Origin of the sequence: Pectobacterium colocasium, from assembly GCF_020181655.1 — a bacterium.
Taxonomy (GTDB): domain Bacteria; phylum Pseudomonadota; class Gammaproteobacteria; order Enterobacterales; family Enterobacteriaceae; genus Pectobacterium; species Pectobacterium colocasium.
Genome location: NZ_CP084032.1, coordinates 2785517 through 2810284 on the forward strand (window position 1 = coordinate 2785517; position 24768 = coordinate 2810284).

15 protein-coding genes and 2 pseudogenes are annotated in these 24768 nt (G+C 54.3%); 11 read left to right on the forward strand and 6 right to left on the reverse strand.

Going from position 1 to position 24768, the window contains the following annotated elements:
• Positions 1–253: 253 nt before the first annotated feature.
• Positions 254–1933, reverse strand: a complete 1680-nt coding sequence (locus tag LCF41_RS12455) for a 2-isopropylmalate synthase (protein WP_225084887.1) — start codon at positions 1931–1933, stop codon at positions 254–256.
• A gap of 276 nt (positions 1934–2209) precedes the next feature.
• Between LCF41_RS12455 and LCF41_RS12460 the strand changes: the two genes are divergently transcribed.
• From LCF41_RS12460 to fabI, 8 genes are all read left to right on the forward strand, one after another.
• On the forward strand, positions 2210–3019 hold the full coding sequence (locus LCF41_RS12460; RefSeq protein ID WP_225084888.1) for an AraC family transcriptional regulator: 810 nt from the start codon (positions 2210–2212) through the stop codon (positions 3017–3019).
• A 129-nt stretch (positions 3020–3148) separates the two neighbouring features.
• A complete protein-coding gene (locus LCF41_RS12465) occupies positions 3149–4471 on the forward strand; it encodes an IS4 family transposase (protein ID WP_225084889.1) in 1323 nt (440 codons plus the stop codon).
• Between the two features lie 359 nt (positions 4472–4830).
• Positions 4831–6519: an ABC transporter substrate-binding protein SapA gene (gene sapA, locus LCF41_RS12470; RefSeq protein ID WP_225088168.1), complete on the forward strand. Its 1689-nt coding sequence runs from the start codon at positions 4831–4833 to the stop codon at positions 6517–6519.
• Positions 6516–7481, forward strand: a complete 966-nt coding sequence (gene sapB / locus LCF41_RS12475) for a putrescine export ABC transporter permease SapB (protein ID WP_225084890.1) — start codon at positions 6516–6518, stop codon at positions 7479–7481. Before sapA ends, sapB begins: the two co-directional genes overlap by 4 nt.
• The gene (gene sapC / locus LCF41_RS12480) at positions 7468–8358 is read left to right on the forward strand and encodes a putrescine export ABC transporter permease SapC (protein ID WP_225084891.1); all 891 of its coding nucleotides are present in this window, start codon (positions 7468–7470) and stop codon (positions 8356–8358) included. The genes sapB and sapC overlap by 14 nt, the downstream gene beginning before the upstream one ends.
• A 16-nt stretch (positions 8359–8374) precedes the next feature.
• Positions 8375–9367, forward strand: a complete 993-nt coding sequence (sapD, locus tag LCF41_RS12485) for a putrescine export ABC transporter ATP-binding protein SapD (RefSeq protein ID WP_225084892.1) — start codon at positions 8375–8377, stop codon at positions 9365–9367.
• Positions 9367–10182, forward strand: a complete 816-nt coding sequence (gene sapF, locus LCF41_RS12490; protein ID WP_225084893.1) for a putrescine export ABC transporter ATP-binding protein SapF — start codon at positions 9367–9369, stop codon at positions 10180–10182. Before sapD ends, sapF begins: the two co-directional genes overlap by 1 nt.
• A gap of 191 nt (positions 10183–10373) precedes the next feature.
• Positions 10374–11162, forward strand: coding sequence for an enoyl-ACP reductase FabI (fabI, locus tag LCF41_RS12495; protein ID WP_039351636.1), 789 nt, complete (start codon positions 10374–10376; stop codon positions 11160–11162).
• Between the two features lie 69 nt (positions 11163–11231).
• On the opposite strand, the gene LCF41_RS12500 is transcribed toward fabI, so the two are convergent.
• The 4 genes and pseudogenes from LCF41_RS12500 to LCF41_RS12515 form a co-directional block, all read right to left on the reverse strand.
• On the reverse strand, positions 11232–12272 hold the full coding sequence (locus LCF41_RS12500; protein WP_225084894.1) for an IS630 family transposase: 1041 nt from the start codon (positions 12270–12272) through the stop codon (positions 11232–11234).
• Between the two features lie 186 nt (positions 12273–12458).
• The gene (locus LCF41_RS12505) at positions 12459–13445 is read right to left on the reverse strand and encodes an FAD:protein FMN transferase (RefSeq protein ID WP_225084895.1); all 987 of its coding nucleotides are present in this window, start codon (positions 13443–13445) and stop codon (positions 12459–12461) included.
• A gap of 115 nt (positions 13446–13560) precedes the next feature.
• Positions 13561–16425 carry a flavocytochrome c gene (locus tag LCF41_RS12510; protein WP_225084896.1) on the reverse strand — a complete coding sequence of 955 codons (2865 nt, stop codon included), beginning with the start codon at positions 16423–16425 and terminating at the stop codon, positions 13561–13563.
• A gap of 530 nt (positions 16426–16955) precedes the next feature.
• A pseudogene (locus LCF41_RS12515) lies at positions 16956–17744 on the reverse strand (DUF5110 domain-containing protein); the annotation flags it as partial.
• Positions 17745–17850: 106 nt separating this feature from the next.
• On the opposite strand from LCF41_RS12515, the pseudogene LCF41_RS12520 reads away from it, so the two are divergent.
• Positions 17851–18765: pseudogene (locus LCF41_RS12520) on the forward strand (LacI family DNA-binding transcriptional regulator); the annotation flags it as partial.
• Here the strand turns inward: LCF41_RS12520 and LCF41_RS12525 are convergent.
• The gene (locus tag LCF41_RS12525) at positions 18756–19658 is read right to left on the reverse strand and encodes a LysR family transcriptional regulator (RefSeq protein ID WP_225084898.1); all 903 of its coding nucleotides are present in this window, start codon (positions 19656–19658) and stop codon (positions 18756–18758) included. The pseudogene LCF41_RS12520 and the gene LCF41_RS12525 sit on opposite strands and share 10 nt — an antisense overlap.
• 184 nt (positions 19659–19842) lie before the next feature.
• On the opposite strand from LCF41_RS12525, the gene LCF41_RS12530 reads away from it, so the two are divergent.
• Together LCF41_RS12530 and LCF41_RS12535 are read left to right on the forward strand one after the other, a co-directional pair.
• Complete coding sequence (locus LCF41_RS12530) at positions 19843–22155, forward strand: FdhF/YdeP family oxidoreductase (protein WP_225084899.1); 2313 nt, start codon at positions 19843–19845, stop codon at positions 22153–22155.
• Positions 22156–22407: 252 nt separating this feature from the next.
• Positions 22408–24342, forward strand: a complete 1935-nt coding sequence (locus LCF41_RS12535; RefSeq protein ID WP_225084900.1) for an exoribonuclease II — start codon at positions 22408–22410, stop codon at positions 24340–24342.
• Positions 24343–24768: the final 426 nt, after the last annotated feature.

Sequence of the window (24768 nt, forward strand, 5' to 3'; positions counted from 1 at the left end):
CATGATAAGGGAGATTTTTGCTCCCGCAAATAATTTAAGAAATATCCCAATGATATTGATTTTATTAATTATTCACAGAAAAATAGTAAGCATATAATGTTGTTGCCCTTGCCAAAATATGCGCAGCTCATTTTCGTCATCCGCCGTTGCTTCATATCCGAACCGGAATGAAGAACGCGCGGCCTTAAGCGCGCGCGTCCAGAAAGATAACGTGCTTACCATCCTGATTGCAGTGGCGTGGCCTTAGCGCGTTTTATCTCCCAGCGATATCCCCGACCGCCGGAAATCTGGCTGCGGCGCTCAGTACCGCCAGCACCGAAGCCGTGATGATGTTCGGATGTCTCCCAACACCGAAGCGCGATCCCGGTACACCGGGCAATGCGGCTTCGACAATGGCTAACGCGACGGCATCCGCCCCTGCTCCCAGACTGCGCTCCTCATAGCTGTCGATACGCAGCGGTAACCCCAGCGCGTCCACCGTAGCGGAGATCGGGCCATTCCCCTTTCCCCGATAGTTTTGTGGCGAACCGTTGGCATCAATGAGTTCCAAATCAATCGCCTGCCCTTCGGGATGGTCTGACAGGTGATGTGCACGGTAGATAAAACCCGGTTGATCAAGAACCGGAGAGAGGTAAGTCTGTTGGAAAACCTCCCAAATGTTCTCGCTGCTCAGTTCGGTTTCACTGGTTTCCGCCAGTGCCTGAACGATAGCACTGAACTCCACTTGCATACGACGTGGCATAACAATGCCATGATCGCGTTGCAGCAGAAAAGCGATGCCGCCCTTACCAGATTGGCTGTTAACACGCACGATACTGTCATAGGTGCGCCCCAGATCCTGAGGATCGATAGGCAGGTATGGGACGCGCCACGGTGCGTCTGAATGCTGTGCGGCAAACCCCTTGGCGATAGCGTCCTGATGCGAACCGGAGAATGCCGTGAAAACCAGGTCTCCGACATAGGGATGACGCGGATGGATAGGCAGCGCGGTACAATCCTCAGCCACGCGAGCCACAGCGGCAATGTCAGAGAAGTCCAAACCGGGTGAGATGCCCTGGGTGTACAGGTTTAACGCCATCGTCACCAGATCAAGATTGCCGCTGCGCTCGCCATTTCCAAACAGGCAACCTTCGACCCGCTGAGCACCTGCCAGCAACGCCAGTTCCGCACAGGCGATGCCAGTGCCGCGATCATTGTGTGGATGAACGGACAGCACGATGTGCTCGCGCCGCGCCAGACGCTGGTGCATCCATTCGATCTGGTCCGCGAAAACATTGGGCGTCGAGACTTCTACCGTTGTTGGCAGATTAATGATCATCGGGCGCTGCGGTCCCGCATCCCAGGCTCTGATGGCCGCGTTGCAGAGCAGCAGGGAAACATCCAGTTCGGCCATGCAAAAAGTCTCTGGAGAATACTGGAGAACCCACTGCGTTTGGGGATGCTCTGCCGTTAACTGTTTCAGCAGCGCAATATGATGCTCGACCATCTCGACGATCTGCGCCACGCTCATACCAAACACGATCTCACGCCAGGCGGGGGCAATGGCATTGTAAAAATGAACAATCACTCGTCGCGCGCCAGCCACACTGCGTACCGTTTCTTTCACCAGATCATCACGCAGTTGGGTAATGACCATCGGCGTCACGTCTTCGGGTATCAGGTCGGCATCAATTAAGTGGCGCACGATTTCAAAATCGGTGCGTGATGCAGAGGGAAATCCAACTTCAATCTCCTTAAAGCCGATACGCACCAATTCCTGAAACAGATGCAGCTTACGTTCACGGTTCATGGGTTCGAAGAGCGCCTGATTGCCATCACGCAGATCCGTAGAGAGCCAGACAGGAGCGCACGTCAAAGTACGCGACGGCCATTGGCGGTCGGCCAAATCAACAGGGGGAAAGGGGCGATACTTTTGCGAAGGATCGGTCAACATAACAATCTCCAGGGAATCAATAGAACCTGATCCCCGGACTCAAGAAAAGCGGACCGGCGTCGGGGTCAGGAAGAAGCAGGATGGTGCATGATGCGAACGTATGCATACCGACCCCGACCGAGAGACAATCGTCGTAACGAACAGGAATAATGGCTGGACGGCAGCATGTACGAGAGACTCAAGGTTGTCATTACACGTCCATATTAGGTTTGCACAATTCGTCCATCTACATGAAAATAGACATTCAATTGTTTGTTTTGGACAAAGTGAATCGATATGGGTTTTTCTTCCCCCGGAGACGGTGGACACGCGCTTGACTTAAACGCGGCCGAAGCTTCAGAGCTGCCTGTCACGGGGGTCTCCATGCATTACCCGCAGGGGCATGTGGTTCCCATGCACCACCACCGCAGAGGTCATCTGATTTATGCGGATAGTGGACTGGTGCAGGTGGAGGCGCCAACCGGACAATGGCTGGTTCCGCCCACCTCTGCCGTATGGCTGCGTCCAGGTGTTCCCCATCGCCTGATCATTCCGGTCGCTTCACAGGCAAATGGCATCTTCGTGCGTGAAGATATGTGTACACAACTGCCTACCGCAGACTGTGTCGTACGCGTGTCTGGGTTGGCCAGAGAATTGATAGCCCGACTCACCGATGCAGACAGTCACGCAACCACGCCGCGCTATACGCAACTGCTAGGAGAGCTATTAATCGAGGAACTGCGCACAACGCCACATCTCCCCTTTCATCTGCCCTGGCCACAAGACATGCAGATACAGACGGTTTGCCAGATACTCATGAGCGACCCAGGTGATACCGCGACGGCAGACGACTGGGCTGGAAAGTTGGCGATTAGCGGCAAAACCTTTCATCGCCGCTTTCTGAAAAGCACAGGGATGACGTTCGGCAAGTGGCGTCAACAGTTGCGTCTAATGTCATCATTGACCCTGCTGGTGCAAGGTGCCCCCATCACTCAGGTTGCCCTGAGCAGCGGTTACGACAGCCACAGTGCCTATACGACGGCATTCAGAAAACAGTTCGGGCAGTCGCCATCGGCATTTATGGGCGACAGACGGCGCAACACATAGCGCCGTCACAGGAAGGGCTGAGAACAAAAAAAAAGCCAGCACATAGGCTAATGCCGATCGTTTAAGGATTAGTTGAACGATCCAGCCGTTGGTGTAAAAAAGGTTCATGACATTCATGGACCTTTTTTTATGCAACTTTCTCAGGCTCTTGGCATTATCAATCTTACTGCGCCGGAACAGATTCACACTCTGGCTGATCTCCTACCCGTTAGCATGATTGAACAGGCATTAACGCTCACTGATACCGTCACGCTGCGCAAGCGAAAACTCCCCCTTGAGTCCATGGTGTGGCTGGTTATTGGCATGGCCGTATTCAATCAGCGCCCTCTTTCCCACATCGTTAATCTCATGGATATCGCTGATCGCTCAGGCACCCCGTTCGTCGCCCCCAGTTCAGTCATACAACGGCGGCAGACGCTCGGTGAGGCTGCTGTCAGAGAACTGTTTGATATCACACAACGACACTGGAACGAACAGGCTCAGCACCCACAATGGCATGGGCTTAACCTCTTTGCCGTCGACGGTGTGGTCTGGCAAACGCAGGATACACCGGAAAATGAGGCGGCCTTCGGCAAGGCCTCCAATCAGCACGGCGACAAGGGTTACCCGCAGGTGAGAATGGCTTGCCTGATGGAACTGAGCAGTCATCTGATAACTGCCAGTGCGTTCGGCCGCTACGATGTCAACGAGATGCGGCTGGCAGCAGAGCTGACCGGAAAAACACCAGATAACAGCATAACCCTGTTCGACAAAGGGTTTTACTCCGTCGGTTTACTGCATCACTGGCGAACAGCAGGGGAAAATCGGCACTGGCTGCTGCCGTTGAAGAAAAATACGCAATACGAAGTGATAAGCAAGCTGGGCAGGCAAGACAGACTGGTACGGATAAAGACATCGCCGCAGGCGCGTAAACAATGGGCGACGCTGCCGGAGAGCATCACAGCGCGGTTGTTAACGAAGACGATAGAAGGAAAAACGCGAGAGGTGCTGACGTCACTGACGGACCCGATGCGTTATCCGGCGGCGGAGGTGAACGCCCTTTACGCTCACCGATGGGAAATCGAGTTGGGATATCGCGAGGCGAAACAAGGCTTGCTGGGTAACAGGTGGCATTTACGGAGCAGACTGCCGGAAATGGTGAGGCAGGAGTTGTGGGGCGTGCTGCTGACGTACAATCTGGTGCGTTATCAGATGGTGAAAATGGCGTTTACGCTGAAAGGAGATTACCTGCCGTATCAGTTGAGCTTCAGCGGCGCCCTGACGGAAATCTGGCGATTACTTATCGGTCTGCCGGGTTCATCACCGGGTGCGATACCAGGACATCTGAAGCATTTTTATGAGCAGGCAATCTATCTGGTATTGCCGTTAAGAAGGGAGCGAAGTTACCCCCGAGAAATCAGGGGAAGACGAGCGAAATATCCGTTAAAAAACAATGCCGGTCACCTTAAGTGACCGGCATTAGCACATAGGCTGGCTAAAATAATACTGGAAGCAATGTGAGCAATGTCGTGCTCTCCTTCAGTGCCTGCGAGAAGCCACTGCTGAAGTGCGAAAATGATGATAATAGTTATCAGTATCATCTGTAAAGCACTTTGTTGAGAATTTTTCTCATTTCCATACTGACTATAGGGTTCTTTCCATCGTAACTCACAGCAGAAATACCGTTAGAATAGGATGACTTCTCTCCCCTCTGCTGACAGTGCTGGTGGCTTAAGCGGTTGGAAAGTCGCCAGACGCGCATAACAAGAGTGGGGAGGATGCCAAGAGTACGATACACTCTGTCTATAACCGTATTGACTGAAAAATCCCGTATGTTCGGAAAAACCTGTTTCGCACTGGCATTAACCTGGCTGGCATTGCCTGCACTGGCCGCACCGCCGTCCGTGCCAACGTCACCTGCTCCGCTGGAAAGTATTCACCAGAGCGGTTTTGTCTATTGCGTCAATGATGTCCTGAACACATTTAACCCGCAGATGGCACGCAGCGGCGTCACCATTGATACGTTGGCGGCGCAGCTTTACGATCGTCTGCTGGATGTCGACCCTTATACCTATCGTCTGATGCCAGAACTGGCCCAGCGCTGGGAAGTGCTAGACAACGGCTCGACATACCGTTTTTACCTGCGCCGCGATGTACCGTTTCAGCACACCGCCTGGTTCAGCCCAACCCGCAATATGAACGCCGATGATGTGATATTCAGCTTCGAGCGCATGCTGGACAAAAAACACCCGTATCATGATGTCAACGGCGGCGAATACCCCTATTTCGACAGCCTGCAATTTGCCGATTCGGTGCAAAGCATCCGCAAACTGGGCGAGTATAGCGTTGAAATCCGGCTTAACAGCCCGGATGCGTCTTTCCTCTGGCATCTGGCCACGCACTACGCGCCGATTCTGTCCGCAGAATACGCGCAGCGTCTGGCGAAAGAGGACAAAAAAGAGCTGCTGGATCGCGAACCGGTCGGTACTGGCCCTTATCTGCTCGATGAATACCGCAACGGACAATATATCCGGCTGACGCGCAACGGCGATTATTGGCGCGGTCTGCCACGTATGCGGCAGGTGGTTGTCGATCTTGGTTCCGGCGGTACGGGTCGCTTATCCAAGCTATTGACGGGCGAATGTGATGTGCTCGCCTATCCGGCTGCCAGCCAGTTGACGATTTTACGTAACGACCCTCGCCTGCGTCTGTCACTGCGCCCCGGCATGAACGTTGCCTATCTGGCCTTCAACGTGCGTAAACCCCCGCTGGACGATCGCCGCGTGCGGGAAGCCATCGCGCTGGCGATCAATAACGACAGGCTGATGCAGTCAATCTATTACGGTACAGCGGAAACCGCAGCGTCGATTCTACCCCGCGCCTCGTGGGCGTACGATAATGAATCGCAGATTACGGAATATAACCCGCAGAAAGCACGGCAAATCTTGCAGGATCTGGGGCTGACTAACCTCAGCCTGCGCCTGTGGGTGCCCAGCGCCTCACAGTCCTACAACCCCAGCCCGTTGAAAACCGCAGAGCTGATACAGGCCGATCTGGCGCAAATTGGCGTCACCGTGACCATCGTGCCGGTGGAAGGCCGTTTCCAGGAAGCGAAGCTCATGGAACTCAGCCACGATTTAACGCTGGCAGGCTGGGCAACGGACAGTAACGATCCGGACAGTTTTTTCCGCCCGCTGCTAAGCTGCGCGGCAATTCGTTCCCAGAGCAACTACGCGCACTGGTGCGATCCTACGTTTGACGAAGTGCTGCAAAACGCGCTCTCGTCACAACAGCTTTCTAAGCGGATTGACTATTATCAACAGGCACAGCGTATTCTGGCAGAGCAGCTACCTGTCCTGCCGCTGGCATCGTCATTGCGACTGCTTGCCTACCGCTATGACATGAAAGGGCTGGTATTAAGCCCCTTCGGCAATGCCTCATTCGCGGGCGTCTTCCGCGAGGATCAACAGGCGCAGCAGAAGCCCTCTGCACCGGAAACCGTGGAGGAAGCACAGCCGTGATTATTTTTACCTTGCGACGTCTGGTGTTACTGATAGTGACCTTGTCACTACTGACGCTGGTAGGCTTTAGCCTCAGTTATTACACACCCAACGCCCCGCTCAATGGTGCTGCGCTGTTTGACGCCTATCATTTTTACCTCAGCAGCCTGCTTCAGGGAGATTTCGGTCGGTCCAGCATTAACGGACAGGCCATCAGCGAGCTGCTGAAAGAAGTGTTCCCAGCCACGATCGAGCTTTGTCTTCTGGCGTTTGCGCTCTCGCTGCTGGTCGGGATTCCGCTGGGCATTACCGCTGGCGTGATGCAGAACCGCGGCGCGGACATCGTGATCAGCACGCTGGCGCTCATTGGTTTTTCCCTACCCGTGTTCTGGCTGGCGCTGCTGCTGACGCTGTTTTTCTCGCTACACCTCGGCTGGCTACCGGTTTCAGGCCGTTTCGACCTGCTCTATCAGGTGAAAACTGTGACCGGATTTGCCTTGATTGACGCCTGGCTGTCAGATTCGCCCCATCGTGGTGAAATGATCGTCAGCGCCATCCGTCACCTGATTCTGCCGATTACCGTGCTGGCCGTTGGGCCGACGACCGAAGTGATCCGTCTGATGCGCGTCAGCACCACGGAAATTATCAGCAAAAACTACATTAAAGCGGCGGCAACCCGCGGACTGTCGCGCTTTACGATCATTCGCCGCCATCTGATTCATAACGCGCTACCGCCGATTATTCCCAAACTGGGGTTGCAATTTTCCACGATGCTGACGCTGACGATGATTACCGAAGTGGTCTTTAACTGGCCGGGGATTGGTCGCTGGCTGGTCAACGCCATTCGCCAGCAGGACTACGCGGCGATTTCTGCGGGCGTAATGGTCGTCGGCGCGATGGTCATTACGGTTAACATCCTGTCCGATATTTGGGGTGCTATGGCAAACCCGTTGAAACACAAGGAATGGTATGCCCTTCGATAACGTTTATAGCGAAAAACGGCTGCCGAGCCGACTGGGCGATACCTGGCGCGCATTTCATCAGGATATGCTGGCGATGATCGGGCTATACGGCTTTCTGATCCTGATTGGCCTGTGCCTGTTCGGCAAATTTCTCGCGCCTTATGAGGTCGATCAGCAATTTTTGGGCTACCAGTTGTTGCCCCCCTCCTGGTCGCACTACGGTGAAGTCTCATTCTTTCTCGGCACCGACGATTTGGGGCGCGATCAGCTAAGCCGCTTGCTGAGCGGGGCTGCACCCACCGTAGGCTCCTCACTCATCGTCACCTACGCGGCCGCGCTGTGCGGCATCGTCCTGGGCGTCTTTGCGGGCGTGACCCGCGGGCTACGATCCGCGATGCTTAACCACATTCTGGATACGCTACTGTCGATTCCGTCGCTGCTGCTCGCGATTGTGGTCATCGCCTTTATCGGCCCTAAACTCGAACACGCCATGCTCGCCGTCTGGCTGGCACTGCTGCCGCGTATGGTGCGCACCATCTACAGCGCCGTACACGCTGAAATGGACAAAGAGTACGTGATCGCTGCCCGTCTTGACGGTGCGTCCACGTTTTATCTGGTCTGGTATGTCGTGCTGCCCAACATCGCCGCGCTGCTGGTTTCCGAATTTACCCGCGCGCTGTCGATCGCCATTCTGGATATTGCCGCGCTGGGTTTTCTCGACTTGGGCGCACAGCTACCGACGACCGAATGGGGTGCCCTGCTCGGCAACTCGCTGGAGCTGGTTTATGCCGCCCCGTGGACCGTGATGCTGCCCGGTGCGGCTATCGCGCTGAGCGTGTTAATCGTCAACCTGCTGGGCGACGGCATCCGCCGCGCGCTCGCCGCGGAAACGGAATAAGAGGCGACGACTCCCTATGCCATTACTTGATATCCGTAACCTGACGATTGAATTCCTGACCCCCGACGGCGCGGTAAAAGCCGTCGATCGCGTCAGCATGACGCTGAGCGAAGGGGAAATTCGTGGACTGGTGGGCGAATCCGGCTCAGGTAAAAGCCTGATCGCCAAAGCCATCTGCGGGATCACCAAAGAGAACTGGCGCGTGACCGCCGATCGCTTCCGATTTGATGATATCGACCTGCTGCAATTGTCGTCGCGCGAGCGGCGTAAGCTGGTTGGCCATAACGTCTCCATGATTTTTCAGGAGCCGCAATCCTGTCTCGATCCGTCTGAAAGTATTGGTCGGCAATTGGTGCAGGCGATTCCCGGCTGGACGTATAAAGGCCGCTGGTGGCAGCGGTTTAACTGGCGCAAACGTCGCGCTATCGAACTGCTGCACCGCGTCGGGATTAAAGATCATAAAGATATTATGGGCAGCTACCCTTATGAGCTGAGCGACGGTGAGTGCCAGAAAGTGATGATTGCCATCGCGTTAGCGAACCAGCCGCGCCTGCTGATTGCCGATGAGCCGACCAACGCGATGGAATCCACCACGCAGGCGCAGATTTTCCGCCTGCTGTCGCGCCTGAATCAAAACAATAACACCACGATTCTGCTCATCAGCCATGACCTGCAAACCATGAGCAAATGGGCCGACCGAATCAACGTGCTCTATTGCGGGCAAACGGTGGAGAGCGCCACCAGTGAAGATTTGATCACCGCGCCGCACCATCCCTACACGCAGGCGCTGATTCGCGCGATGCCCGATTTCGGTCGCTCGCTGCCGCACAAAAGCCGGCTGAACACGCTGACTGGTGCAATCCCCTCGCTGGAGCATCTGCCGATTGGCTGTCGACTTGGCCCACGCTGCCCGTATTCACAAAAACAGTGTATGCAAACGCCGCCATTGCTTTCCATTAAGAACCACCTATATGCCTGCCACTTTCCGCTCAACATGGAGGAACCGTGATGGTTGAGATGCTGCTTGAAGCCCGCAATCTGACCAAGACGTTCCGCTATCGGACCGGGCTGTTCCGCCGTCAGCACGTTGAGGCGGTGAAATCCGTCAGTTTTACGCTACGTGAACGACAAACGCTCGCCATCATCGGCGAAAACGGATCGGGGAAATCGACGCTGGCTAAAATGCTGTCGGGCATGATCGCCCCAACGTCCGGCGAGTTGGTGATTGACGATCATCCGCTGCACTACGGCGATTATCGTTATCGCAGCCAGCGTATCCGCATGATTTTTCAGGATGCGGGCAATGCGCTCAATCCGCGCCAGCGTATCGGGCAGTTGCTGGACGTCCCGCTGCGGCTGAATACCGACCTCAGCGCCGAAGCGCGCGAAAGAGCGATTAATCAGGCGCTGTATCAGGTCGGCCTGCGTCCCGACCACGCCTATTACTATCCGCATACGCTCGCGCCGGGGCAAAAACAGCGTGTTGGCCTGGCGCGTGCGCTGATCCTGCAACCGAAAGTGATTGTTGCCGATGAGGCGCTGGCGTCACTGGATATGTCTATGCGGTCACAGATTATCAACCTAATGCTGGAGTTACAGGAAAAGCACGGTATCTCTTATATTTACGTGACGCAGCATCTGGGCATGATGAAGCACATCAGCGACCAGATTCTGGTGATGCAGGCTGGCGAAGTGGTCGAACGCGGCAGTACCGCCGATGTGTTGTCCGCCCCGCTTCACGACCTGACGAAACGTTTAATTGCCAGCCACTTCGGCGAAGCGCTCAGCGCCGATGCCTGGCGACGCGACGGCGCACAACGTTAATCTCCGCGCACAACGACGGTATTCCCTCTGACCACAGGGCTGTGGAAAAAGGCGGATACTGCTCGGAGTACCCCTACCGTCCCCAACATGGTAGAATCGCGCGGTTTATTCATCTCGGTCGTCACTTGCCGCGTAGGTTTACCGGCACCGAAGTGGCGATCGCAGCAACAATGATCACAAGGATTACTGCTATGGGTTTTCTTACCGGTAAGCGCATTCTGGTAACAGGTGTTGCCAGCAACCGTTCTATTGCCTACGGTATTGCACAAGCAATGCAGCGTGAAGGTGCCGAACTGGCCTTCACCTATCAGAACGACAAATTGAAAGCACGCGTGGAAGGCTTTGCCAGCGAGCTGGGTTCCAGCATCGTTCTGCCGTGTGATGTCGCTGAAGATGCCAGCATCGAAGCACTGTTTACCGAACTGGCTAACGTATGGCCGACCTTTGATGGCTTCGTGCACTCTATCGCTTACGCACCGGGCGACCAACTGGACGGTGACTACGTTGATGCCGTTACCCGTGAAGGTTTCAACATCGCTCACGATATCAGCTCTTACAGCTTTGTTGCGATGGCGAAAGCCTGCCGTAAAATGCTGAACCCGAACTCTGCGCTGGTTACCCTGTCCTACCTGGGCGCTGAGCGTGCCATCCCGAACTACAACGTGATGGGTCTGGCAAAAGCCTCTCTGGAAGCAAACGTACGTTACATGGCGAACGCCATGGGTGCTCAGGGCGTGCGTGTTAACGCCATCTCTGCGGGCCCGATTCGTACACTGGCTGCGTCCGGCATCAAAGACTTCAAGAAAATGCTGTCGCATTGCGAAGCCGTTACGCCAATCCGCCGTGTCGTGACCATTGAAGACGTGGGCAACTCTGCTGCGTTCCTGTGTTCCGATCTGGCTGCCGGTATCTCCGGTGAAGTTCTGCACGTTGACGGCGGTTTCAGCATCGCTGCAATGAATGAGTTGGAACTGAAATAAGTCATCAAAAGTAGCCTGTCCCTGATGGGCTACTTTCCTTTTTCGGCTATAACACCTAAATGACTTCGCCTAATACCGCTCCACTTTAGCCAGACCATGCTGATTGCCGGGGAACGGTGAAGCGGCATTCATAAATAATTTTACCTGTTCCAGTAACTGCCACATATACCGGCACTGATGGTTACGCGTTATCGTTTCGTGTAACGACAACCACAGCAACTCGATTGGATTTAGCCACGGCGAATACGTGGGCAGGAACAACAACCGGAACTTCGTATTTTTTTCCAGCCACTTTTTCACCTTGTGGCTTTTATGAATGATGTAATTATCAACGACCAGCGTAATGGTTTTCGCTCGCCGATATGTCCGCCGTAATGTCTCTAACAGCTTGATAAATAAATCAGAACACTTTTTACTGCCGCCAACGTAATGGACTCGTCCCGTATCCGAATGCAGTGCCCCTGCCAGATAATACTTTTGGTTCTGTCCCGGCGTAGTAATACGTTTCTGTTGCCCTTTGAGCATCCAGTCCGCGCCGATTTTCGGGTTCAGGTCGATATCTACTTCATCCTGATAAAACACGGGATGCTCCGTTTGTTTCCGAGAGACCGCCTGTTCGATGACGAATCGTTTTTCCTCATAATCTGGATCTTTGATTTTCAGTGTTGGCGCGGCTCTGCGCCAGACAATACCCGCTCGTCTCAGATAGCGATGTAACGTGGAAGGATGAAGCGTCACGTTAAAAAGCCGGTTAATGATAAGTGCCAACAACTCGGTACTCCAGCGGGAGCGCAGCCAGCCAAAATCCTGAGGAGAGCGTTTAATAAGAAGCGGTAGCATATGCAGGATATCAGCGACTGGCCAGCGCGGTGCTCGTCCGGCTTTGAGGCTCTTTAGACCTTCAACACCATGTAAAGTAAACCAATTTATCCATCTTCCAACCGATGAGCGGGCCGCACAAAGCAGTCTGGCAACGTCGGTGACAGTCATTCCCCGATGCAGCATCAGTATGGCGATGAGTCGTCTGGAGTAATTTTTATCATGTGTCTGTTGGGCTTCTTTACGCATTAGTCGTCGTTCTTCATCAGGGATTGCTGCTATGATCGGCATCGCTCAGTCCGGTTGGTGATTTGTTTTGATTTGGCGATTGATCAGATCGCATAACTCGGACTGAGTTCCCTTCAAGTGATCTACTATTTGGCAAAGTTATTTAGATGGTGCTGCTCGGTTAAATCAGGTAAGACAATACGCTTGTCACGTCTCTCTGGACTAAATATCCCTTTAGTAAACAGATTGTTACTCTTTTTTTTCAATGCTAACGGCCACCGAATAATCCTTAGCCAATAATTCAAACGTATAATTCCGCTGCGAAGAAAAAAAAATTTCTTTAGTTTTTGTCACAAAGATGGCTTCAATGTCCGGCTGACGGTGTAGAAATTCAATACCCGCGCTCACGCCCATGCCATAGAGCAGCGTGGTGTAGATATCGCCGTCGAGAGAATCATTCGAGATAACCGTTACGCTGTGCAGTTCATTATCTAGCGGATACCCCGTCCGGGGATCGAGGATATGATGATAGATATGGTCATCCACGGTAAAAAAGCGTTCATAGACGCCGGATGTCACTACCGATTTGTTCTTCACCTTAATGATGCCCAGCAGGCTATCGCGATCCGCGAAAGGCTTCTGTAACCCGACGCTCCATAGCCCTTGCTCATCCGTCAGCGCGCTGCCAATCGCCAGCACGTTCCCCCCCAGATTAATCAGCGCATCCTGAATCGCATGTTGATGCAGGACATCACGGACGATATCGGCAATATACCCTTTCGCAATCGCCCCCAGATCGATCTCCATTCCGGCGCTTTCCAGCAACACGGCGCAGTCCTGTTCTCTGAGAATAAGGCGTTCGGGATATGTTAATGCCAGCGCCCGTTGTATCGATGCGCGGTCAGGAACCGTGCTGCCGCTAAAACCGATTTTCCAAAGTTTGACGACGGGGCCAATCGCCACATTAAAAGCACTATTTTCCATCAGGCTCACCGCTTTGGCGCGTTTAATCAGCTCAAAGACAATCGGGCTGACCGACACATACGCTTTTCCCGCCGCGTGATTGATACTCATCACTTCCGACCGCGCTCGGTTAACGGTTAGCATGTCTTCAAGCTGCTTGATGCGCTGGAAAACTTGCCTGACGGCGGTTTCATCATGAACAAAGAGTTTGAGCAGAATGGGGCTGCCCATCAGATTAACGGAATAAACGTAAACGTTATCGACCGAAGGCATACGGTGGCTCCCATGAACGAATAGCGATACAGAGAGGATACGGTTGGAAAATCGCGAGCGCCCTTTCAGACGCCCGCCATTAGCACGGCTATTTTACGACTAACGCTCCTGCCACTTATTCTTCTACCAGCATCGGTTGATTTTCAGCCGTTTTCGCAAACCTTGGCTTACGCGCCTTCGTTGGAAAAACGTCGGAACGACGCGGCGCCCGCGCATAGGCCGCGGCCTGAATGCCTGCCTGAATACCGAAGATAATGATATCCGCTACGGCATTGCCGCCAATACGGTTCGCACCGTGAATACCGCCAACCACTTCCCCTGCGGCATACGCCCCGGAGATCGTCTCTTTATAGCGGTTCAGCACTTCTGCCTTCTCGTTGATGGTAACGCCCCCCATCGTATGGTGTACGCCCGGCGCTACCTTAATGGCGTAGTAAGGCGTCTGATTCAGCGGGTCGCGCATCCCCGTCGTGCGGCCAAAGTCCTCATCGTGCTTATCGGCAATAAAGGCATTGTAGCGGTCGAGCGTAGCGTGCAGCGCCGCCGTTGGCATATCAAGCCTGTCGGCCAGTTCCGCGACGCTGCCCGCGATAACGGTCAGTCCTTGCGCGACATACTCTTCGACCGCCCTATTGCGGCTTCTCACCTGCTCGTCAAACAGAATGTACGCATAGCCTTCTGGCAGATTCACGATAGCTGATGAAACATTATCGCGTGTCTCCATCTCGTTAAAGAAGCGTTCCCCGCGCGGTGACACCAGAATCGCCCCGCCGCCGCGAATGGATTCAGAAATCAGATAAGACGTCGTCTGTTCAACCGTCGGATGGGTCTGAATTTCCCCCATGTCCACCGTATCCGCGCCAATTTGTTCCAGCAGACGAATCCCGCCGCCCGTCGCCCCTTTGTGGTTGGTGGTGACGAAGCCTTTCAGGTCTGGACGGTATGACTCCACCATCGACGTATTCGCGCTAAAACCGCCCGTGGCGACAATCACCGCTTTTGTCGCAATATGGCTCTCTTCCAACTCCTCATTGACGATTCTGACGGCAGTAACCTTGCCCTTTTCCTGCACAATCTCGGTCACCGACGTTTCCAGCAGCACCTCAATATTGTATTTATTGAGGTTTTTAATCAGCCCGCTGACCAAATAGCCGCCTACCGCGGCGCCGTTGGCAGGCCGATGCGTTCTGTCTACGCTCATGCCGCCCGTCGTGGTGATATCGCTCAGTTCAATATCGTGCTGCGCCAGCCAGTTAATCGCGTCAGACGCATGATCGACGAAATACTTCACCAGCGCGGGATTGTTCTTCTGTTTGCCGCTTTTCAGCGTTTCGTCATAGAACAGCGCCTGGCTATCTTCGATACCTCTATTTTGCTGGAAGACGGTGCCTGCCGCATTCATACCGGCAGAGGCCTTGATGGTATTGCCGCCGATGACCGACATCTTTTCAATCACGATAACGCGCGCGCCCGCTTCGCTGGCCTGAATCGCCGCTGCCAGCCCCGCGCCGCCGCTGCCAATGACCACCACGTCCGCTTCACGACGTGCGTCTGGGTTACCGCCATCGGCAATGATGGCATCTTTGCTGGATTTCACCATCGCCTTGGTGACCGCTTTTTTAATCGCTTCACTCTGTGCCGTTGCGCCCGTTACAGCATCAACGTGTGGGCTATTGGTATCCAGAATGCGTTCGCGGATAATCTCAAAACTGATTTTCAGCGAATCATACATCTCGCTATTCTCCAGCGCGATATCGGCGACCCGATTCTGCTCAAAATGAACCTGAATTCGCAACTCGCCACATTCATCCTGAACGCGTTCCTGATAAACCCCGGATTTAAATTTTTTGCCGGTTAAATTCACGTCCCGAATCATGGCTTCAACTAATGAAAAACGCCACAGGGGTTCAGGAATCATTAATGCTTCACGTTTATCGCTGGCAATATAAAGTTCGAGCTTTTCCTGCTCGGCAATACGATCTGTCCAGTCAGGATAGGCAATACAGGCTCTGCCAACCGCAATCAGGTCATAACCATTTTCCAGCGCCGCGTCGGCATCTGCCTGATTGACAATATCCCCGACGCCAATCACCGGAATTGCCGCTAATGTCGTAGAACGGCGCGCAACATATTTCTTAATCAGCGGCGTCGTATCGTTTGTTTCGACAATCGATGAACGCAGAATATTTCCCATCGAGAAGTGAACGTAATCCAGCCCGCGTGCCGCTAATTTCTCCAGCAGATAGAGTGAATCATCAAAATGAATGCCCGGCTCTTCGATCTCTTCCGGCGAAAAACGATAACCGATAATAAATGCAGGATCGGCGTATTTACCGGCAACATCATGGGCAATATCCAGAACGGCCAGCGGAAACGCCGCACGTTTATCACGGCTGCCGCCCCATTTATCTGTGCGCCGATTAGAGTGAGGTGAATAAAACTGTTGGATCAGGTAGGTGTTCGCGCCGTGAATTTCCACGCCATCAAAACCCGCCTGAATGGCACGATGAACGGCATCGCCAAATTTGCCGATCATGGCATCAACCTCATCGCCCGATAGCGCGACCGGAACGATGGCACCCGCGCGCGGCGCGGCAATGGCACTCGGCGCAACTGGCGTCGCACCACCGATAAAACGCGGTTCGACCATCCGGCCGCCGTGATAAATTTGCAGAATTGCCGTCGATCCCTTTTCTTTAATCGCCGTCGCTATTTTGGTCAATCCGGCAATTTTGTCGTCGTTGTCTATCCCTATCGCACCGGGAAATGCCAACCCTTTATCATCAATAAAACAGCATTCCACAATCACGGTGCCGATGCTGCCAGCTCTGGCCTGATAATATTCCACCAGCTCTTTGGTCACGCTCCCATCATAAAACCCACTACAGGTGGTCATGGGCGCCATCAGTACCCGATTTTTCAGCGTCGCACCGTTGGGGAGTGTAAAAGCGGCAAATAGATCATGGTGATTATTCTTCATAATGAATACTCCACTTAAAATAAAATCCTGTTCGAAAAGGCCATGTTTTTCTTTTAATCATTAATTCTTCTGGCTGATAATTTGCGAACTTATTACTTACCAAGTATCTATTTTTTTTGATGTTATAAAATGTTTTCTTAGTATTTAAACTATTTTGTAGATCCGCTTTTATTAGGGGTATTGGCACAACTCTTTTTTATATTTAATATTCCATTCACTTCATTAACATCTCCTTATCCTTAAAATAACCAATCGGATATTATTTATATTCTGCATAACAAAAAAACGCCCCGATAAACAATAAGACCGAGGCGTCAGACCGTTGACAAACCTATTTTCTGAACGAGAACGGGAGTAACGGAATAGAAGAGTAAAGCGTTTGCGCCAGGGATGGCGCAATCCGAGCGTACATGGATGTATTTACAGCGTCTTTACGATCTATCCGTTACCCCCGCCCTGCGGACTTCGTCAGCAACCTCACGCCCCGGTAAACAAATAAGACCGGGGCGCAACAGGAAGAAATAAGATGATTATTGGTGTTGATAGGTCGCTGTGTGGACGCCGTTAATGTACAGCTGGCGTTGCTCACCCACTGGCAGGCGCAGCGTCGCGTGCCGCCAGGCGGGCTGATATCGCCCTTCCGGTGTGAACGTCACGTCAATCCGTTGGCTATCCGTGCGGATTTCCCAGCGTAACCACAGCGCGTTACCTTCACGCCATTGCCATGTTTCGCCATCGTCTTCAAACAGCAGCCCGCTATCCGTGCCGCCAGCAACGGGTGGGAAGAGCAGGAATTCACGCTGTTCGTCTTTCTGCGGACTGACGTACGCCGTGCGCCCCGATAGCGGGATCATCGCGCCCGCGCGCACCAGCAATGGAAGTCGCTCCAATGGCGCGTCCAGCACGATCGTCTGTCCACCGCTGAACCATTGGCCGGAATGAAAATCGTACCAGCCTGACGTATTCGCTGGCAGGTAAACCGCCCTTTGACGCTGCCCCGGTTCCACCACGCTGGCGACCAGAATATCGCGTCCCAGCATGAAATCGTCAGTTTCTGCCAGCGTCGTGCTGTCCTGCTCGTGATCGAGGAACGTCGGGCGCAGCATCGGCTCATCGTCTGCGCTAGCTTGCCACAGTAAGGTGTAAAAATACGGCAACAGACGATAGCGTAGCTCAATAGCGCTGCGAATCGCTGGCGTCACCGCAGGATACATCCACGGCTCGTTCACCGTCTGGTCGTCATTCCAGGAGTGAATGGTGAAACGCGGGTGCATCATGCCATTTTGTACCCAGCGTACAAACAGCTCGGCGTCTGGCTTAGGCGAATGAACCGCGCATCCCGTTCACCGTTGCCATCTGCCCTTTATCAAACGATTCCACCACCAGTGCGCTCAGCATGCAGGAAATGACCTGATGACCGAATCCGCCGATGGCCGTCTGCTCTTGAACGGGTTAACGATCTTCGCTCCACCGCGCGCGTTTGATATTCGGTCAGACATCTTCTATCACAAGGTGGTACAGAGCATCATTGATGCCCTGAAGCCACACGATGTGCGAGTGCGGTACTGCGGGCTGGAGGAAAACGACAGCGATGCGGCGCTCTTTTTAGACAAAATGCGCGATCCCGCCACGGAGGCTGCGCTACTGATCGGCATTGACGATCCCTATATTCACGCGTTGGCGGCAGACAGCGGTAAGCCCTGCATATTGATTAACTGTATCGATCGTAAGATGCGATTACCGGGTGTCGCGCCGGCACATCGGTTAATTGGCGAGTTCTCCGCTCACTATCTCTTTGAGCAAGGGCACCATAATGTATTGACGCTGCTGTGCCTGCGTCGCTACACGATGGAACTGCGTCTGGACGGTATCCGGGATGCCTATCAGTACCATAATCTGCCATTTTCTAGCGGGGACCACCTGCTGTCGCTAGATAATTTCAGCACGGCAGACGCAGAGCAAGCGATGACCGCCTTTTTATCCCGCTGTCCGCAGGATAAATGGCCTACGGCTATTCTGGCAGGCGGCGATTTCATCGCGGTCGGGGTGGTGAATGCGCTGCATAAGGCAGGATTGCGCGTACCGCAGGACGTCTCGGTGATGAGTATGGATGGCTTCAATCTGTCGGCCATTCACGATGTGCCGCTCACATCAGTACATGTGCCGCGCGAGGCGCTGGGCGAAGAAGCCATCAGGCTGTTGCAATATCGCCTGATTCGCCCCGAAGCCCCGATTGGCAACATCCTGCTCAACGGTACGCTGGTGGTGCGCCAGTCCGTCAGGCGGCTACGCGCCAGTAAATCGGTCGCACCAGTACAGGATGAAAGCCTTTACGACTGAGTGTGTAACCACTGCTGTGCCACATCAAAGAAGTTCTGCGCCAGCGGCGTCGCTCTGCCTGCCTGTGCGACCACAACCGCCGCACGACGGTGCATTGGCGGAAATTGCAGCGGTCGCAGCGCTAACGCAGGCGTCATTTCTGGAATGAGGCTGCCACGGGGAACAATGCCGCATCCCAGCCCGACATAAACGCTTTGGATCAGTTGCAGGATAGAAGCGCTTTCCACTTTGACCCACGGCGAGACGCCCATTTCACGGAAATGGCTATCCAGATAGCGACGGAAATAGCGGCTGGCCTCCGCCAGACAAAGCGGCACATCGGAAAGCGCAGCGAGAGGCAGCGGCGTGTCCCCGACTAACTGCGGGAAATGGTGAGGATGGAACAACAGATCAATGCCCTGCTCCGTCAGCGGCGACGCCTGAAAGTGCAGTTCCTGTAACGTCGAAAATTCAAAAAAGCCGATACCGACATCCACCGAATGCGCATTCAGCGCTTCCAGCAGTTGATCCGCACTGAACAGCGAGATCTGAAAATCCAACTGCGGATAGACCTCATTTACCGCCGCCAGCAGACTCGACAGCGCAATACTGCTTTGCGGCACCGCACCGATGCGCAGAACACCACTGACGCCGCGTTTTAGCGACGCGACTTCCAGTTTCAGCCCCTGATAAACTGAGACGATCTCCCGCGCCCAGGCCAGCACGCGCTCGCCTTCGGCGGTAAAACCTTCAAAATTGTTACCCCGGTTGATGAGCGGCAGATCCAGCTCTCGCTCCAGATTTTTCAACCGCATGGAGAGCGTTGGTTGACTGACAAAACTGGCTTCCGCGGCTCGACCAAAATGGCGCTCTTTCTCCAGATTGCACAAGTATTGCAGTTGCTTGATATCCATCGTCAGGCTCGATCGTCAGACACAGTAGTGGGTAAACCCCGAGTATATACTGATAAACCGCCTCTATCCCACCATAGCCGCATTTGATTAGACGGGATCGCCGACCACACCTAAACTTTCCTCAAGAGCAAATATTTAAAATTTTGTTCACATAAAAAAAACATCATCACCTGCGGAATATGTCATGAAATTCAAACCATCCATCAAGCCATACCGCAACGCGGCTGGCGGCTGGGGCTCATTGGAAGCCACCACGCGTTTTGTGCTCGACAGCAAGCAAGCGCTGAAAAATATCCGAAACTTGTTGCGGGTCAATAAATCGAAAGGTTTTGACTGCCCCGGCTGCGCCTGGGGTGATGACAACAGCAGCACGTTCAGTTTCTGTGAAAACGGCGCGAAAGCGGTCAGTTGGGAAGCGACGCGCAAAGCGGTCGATCTGGATTTCTTCGCTGCCCACAGCGTCACGACACTACGTCAGCAAAGCGACTATTTCCTTGAATATCAGGGGCGCTTAACCCACCCGATGCGCTATGACCGCGCCAGTGACCGCTATGTTCCCATCGACTGGGACGCGGCGTTTGCGCTGATCGCTCACCACATCAATAACATGGATCACCCCAATCAGGCGGAGCTTTATACGTCTGGCCGTGCCAGTAATGAAGCCTCTTATCTGTATCAGCTTTTTGGCCGCATGCTGGGCACCAACAATTTCCCTGACTGCTCGAATATGTGTCATGAGGCCAGCGGTATTGGTCTGAAGCAAAGTATCGGCGTGGGCAAAGGCACCATCCGACTGGACGATTTCGAGCACGCTGACGCCATCTTCGTTTTTGGTCAGAACCCTGGCACCAACCACCCGCGGATGCTGCATAGCCTGCGTCATGCCGCCGATCGCGGCGCGCACATCGTCTCCTTTAATACGCTCCGCGAACGCGGTCTGGAACGTTTTGCCAATCCGCAGAATCCGCTGGAGCTGCTCACGCCGCTGTCCGGCACTATTAGCGAAACTTACCTGCAACCTAATCTGGGCGGCGATATGGCTGCCGTGCGCGGTATGGTAAAAGCGCTGCTGGAAACGCATCGCCAGCGCCTGTCCGACGGGGAAACGGGGTTATTCGATCAAGCGTTCCTGTCCACGCACACCCAGCAGGTGGACGAATATCTGGCCGTTGTCGACGCGACAAGCTGGCAGAAAATCGAACAACAGTCCGGCCTGAGCGAAGCACAACTGCGCTATGTGGCGGCGATTTATCAGCAGTCACCGCGGGTCATTTGCACCTGGGCGATGGGAATTACCCAGCATAAGCACTCCGTCGCCACCGTGCGGGAAATCGTGAATCTACAACTGCTGTTCGGGCAGTTGGGGAAACCGGGTGCCGGGCTGTGTCCGGTGCGTGGACATAGTAACGTGCAGGGCAACCGCACCATGGGGATCGATGAGAAGCCGACTGCGGCATTTCTCGATCGTCTGGCGGCGCATTATGATTTCACACCGCCTTACGTCGCCGGCCACAACACCGTAGAAGCGCTGGAAGCCATGCTGCGTGATGAGATCAAGGTGCTTATCGCGCTGGGCGGTAACCTCGCGGCTGCCGCACCGGATTCGGCACGTACCGAAGAGGCACTCAGCCGCTGCGATCTAACCGTGCACATCAGTACCAAGCTCAACCGCAGCCACCTGATTACTGGCAAGATCGATGCGCTAATTCTGCCGACGCTCGGTCGTACCGATCTCGACATGCAGGCCAGCGGCCCGCAGTTTATTACCGTTGAAGACTCCTTCAGCATGGTGCATGCGTCACAAGGTGTCGGCCAGCCGCTTTCGCCGTTGCAGCGCTCGGAAACAGCCATTGTCGCCGGGATTGCCGATGCGGTTCTCGGTCATGAAACGCTCGACTGGCTGGCGCTGGCGGACGATTACTCACGCATCCGCGACCATATCGCCGCGACGATTCCCGGTTTTACCGATTTCAATGCCAAGTGCGACCTGCCGGGCGGATTCTATCTCGGTAATGCTGCCGCCGAACTGCACTTCAATACCCTCAACGGGAAAGCGCAATTCAGCCATGCCACGCTGCCCGATACGCTGTTCCCACAGCTACAAGGCAGCGATGTGCCTTTTACGCTGCAAACCCTGCGTTCACACGACCAGTACAACACCACCATTTATGGACTGGACGATCGCTATCGCGGCGTGTATGGGCAACGAGAAGTGCTGTTCATGCACCCGGATGACATCAGCGCACTGGGGCTGGAAGATGGCGATCGGGTTGATATCGAAACGCTGTGGAATGATGGCATCACCCGCGTCGTCAATGGATTCAAGCTGGTGAGCTACGCCATTCCACGCGGCAATCTGGCAGCCTATTACCCAGAAACCAACCCGCTGGTGCCATTGTCCAGCTTCGGGGATGAAACGCACACGCCAACCTCTAAATCGGTGCCGGTTAGCGTTCGTCGTAGTATGCAAGCGGAGTCTCTCTTACGTATCGCCTGAATTGCATATAGCCTGAACATCTGTCCACTAGGCTGTCGCCACCTCAAAAGCTCCCCCTGTCGTGCAGTGACATCCGTCGAGTGCACGGCTGGGGGACACGTTCAAATCGGCGCTGACTTGACGCGAATTCATACGCGCCCTACTGCTGATCTGTGCTCACTCCGTCCCCCGATTATTCTTGCCGCCAGCACCCGATTCGAGTAAAACTGTGAACCGCTAATTGAGCCATTCACAACCGTATTTCTGGACGCTATGTTTCAAGATAATCCGCTGCTTGCACAGCTAAAACAGCAACTTCACTCTCAGACGCCGCGTGTTGAAGGTGTCGTCAAAGGCACTGATAAAGGATTTGGCTTTCTTGAAGCTGACGGACAAAAAAGCTATTTCATTCCCCCTCCGCACATGAAAAAAGTGATGCACGGTGACCGGATTACCGCCACCCTGCATACAGAAAAAGAGCGGGAAATTGTCGAGCCAGAAACGCTCATCGAACCTTTCCTGACCCGATTTGTTGGGCGCATTCATAAAAAAGACGATCGTTTATCCATTACGCCTGACCATCCGCTGCTGAAAGATGCCATCCCTTGCCGCGCCGCACGCGATGTGACGCACAATTTTCAGGAAGGCGATTGGGCAGTGGCAGAGATGCGCCGTCACCCGCTGAAGGGCGACCGTGGATTTCATGCAGAGCTGACGCAGTACATCACCACGGGCGATGACCCGCTGGTGCCGTGGTGGGTGACATTGTCACGTCATAATCTGGAGCGTGCAGCGCCGGACGTTGAAGCAACGGAACGCAATGACGGCGAACTCATCCGCGACGATCTGACCGCGCTGAGTTTTGTCACCATCGACAGCGCCAGCACCGAAGATATGGACGATGCGCTGTATGTACAGGACAACGGCGATGGTTCGCTGCAATTAACCGTTGCTATTGCCGATCCGACCGCCTATGTCGATGCGGGCAGCGAACTGGACAAGATTGCACGCCAGCGCGCCTTCACCAACTACCTGCCCGGCTTCAACATCCCGATGCTGCCGCGCCCGCTGTCCGATGATATCTGCTCCCTGCGCCCGAACGAGCGCCGCCCTGTCCTCGCTTGCCGCGTGACAATTGCCGCCGACGGTGCGTTAGGTGATGATATTCACTTCTTTGCCGCCTGGATCGAATCCAAAGCCAAGCTCGCGTATGACGATGTCTCTGACTGGCTGGAGGAGCAAGGTGAATGGCAACCGCAAAACGATGCCATTGCTGAACAAATCCGTTTGCTGCACCGCCTCTGTCTGGCGCGCAGCGAATGGCGCACCACCCACGCGCTGGTGTTTAAAGATCGTCCTGATTACCGCTTCCTGCTGGGTGAAAAAGGCGACGTCTTGGATATCGTGGTTGAACACCGCCGTATCGCTAATCGTATCGTTGAAGAATCCATGATTGCCGCCAACGTCTGTGCGGCCATTATGCTGCGAGACAAACTGGGCTTTGGCATCTATAACGTCCATAACGGCTTCGATCCGGCATCCATTGATCAGGCCGTTGCTGTGCTGGACACTCACGGCATTCAGGCCGACGCGCAGGCGCTGTTGACGCTTGAAGGGTTCTGTAAGCTGCGTCGCGAGTTGGATGCCCAGCCGACACAGTTCCTGGATAGCCGTATTCGCCGCTTCCAGTCTTTCGCGGAAGTCAGCACCACACCGGGGCCGCATTTTGGTCTGGGTCTGGAAGCCTATGCCACCTGGACATCCCCGATCCGTAAATACGGCGATATGGTGAATCACCGCTTGCTGAAAGCCGTGATCACCGGGCAGGCTGCGGAAAAACCGCAGGACGACGTTACGGTACAGTTGGCGGAACGCCGTCGCCTTAACCGTATGGCCGAGCGTGATGTCGGTGACTGGCTGTATGCTCGCTACCTCAGCGACAAAGCGGGTACCGATGTGCGCTTCAATGCGGAAATCATTGATGTCACACGCGGCGGTCTGCGTGTCCGACTGCTGGATAACGGCGCAGTGGCCTTTATCCCGTCCTCCTTTATCCACGCGGTGCGTGACGAGCTGGTGTGCAGTCAGGAAATGGGCACGCTCGCCGTGAAGGGCGAAGTCGTCTATCGCCAGGGGGATACGCTGGACGTCGTCATCGCGGAAGTACGTCTGGAAACCCGCAGCGTTGTGGCAAAGCCAGCCGCATAAGCGTCATACCGCCGATTCATCGCGGCGGGCAGCATCTCCGCGCGGGCGTTCATCGCGAACTGACCCGCGCATCATCATGCATTTATTCCGCAACATGATTTATCAATGACAAAATTTACCAACAACTGGTTTATCAACGATTTGCCGTTGGTGTGGTCGATAAACGCAGCAGCCCGTTGACAGCATCTGTAGAGTGCCATTGATGAAATAGACAGCACATACAAAAATGCGCGGGTTGTGCCCGCGCATTGCTAGTTCCAGTAGCCTGCATAGCGCCACGATTGTCATCGCACGTCAACGCTGATTCGTCATCGAGCTGAGGCAGCTTTTTTACCGAGTCAGCACGTTACCCCTTGTTTGGGCTTTAATTTTCTTTACAAAAATTCACCTTCGCTCACATTTTCTCATCCATTCCCTTCTCTTCGC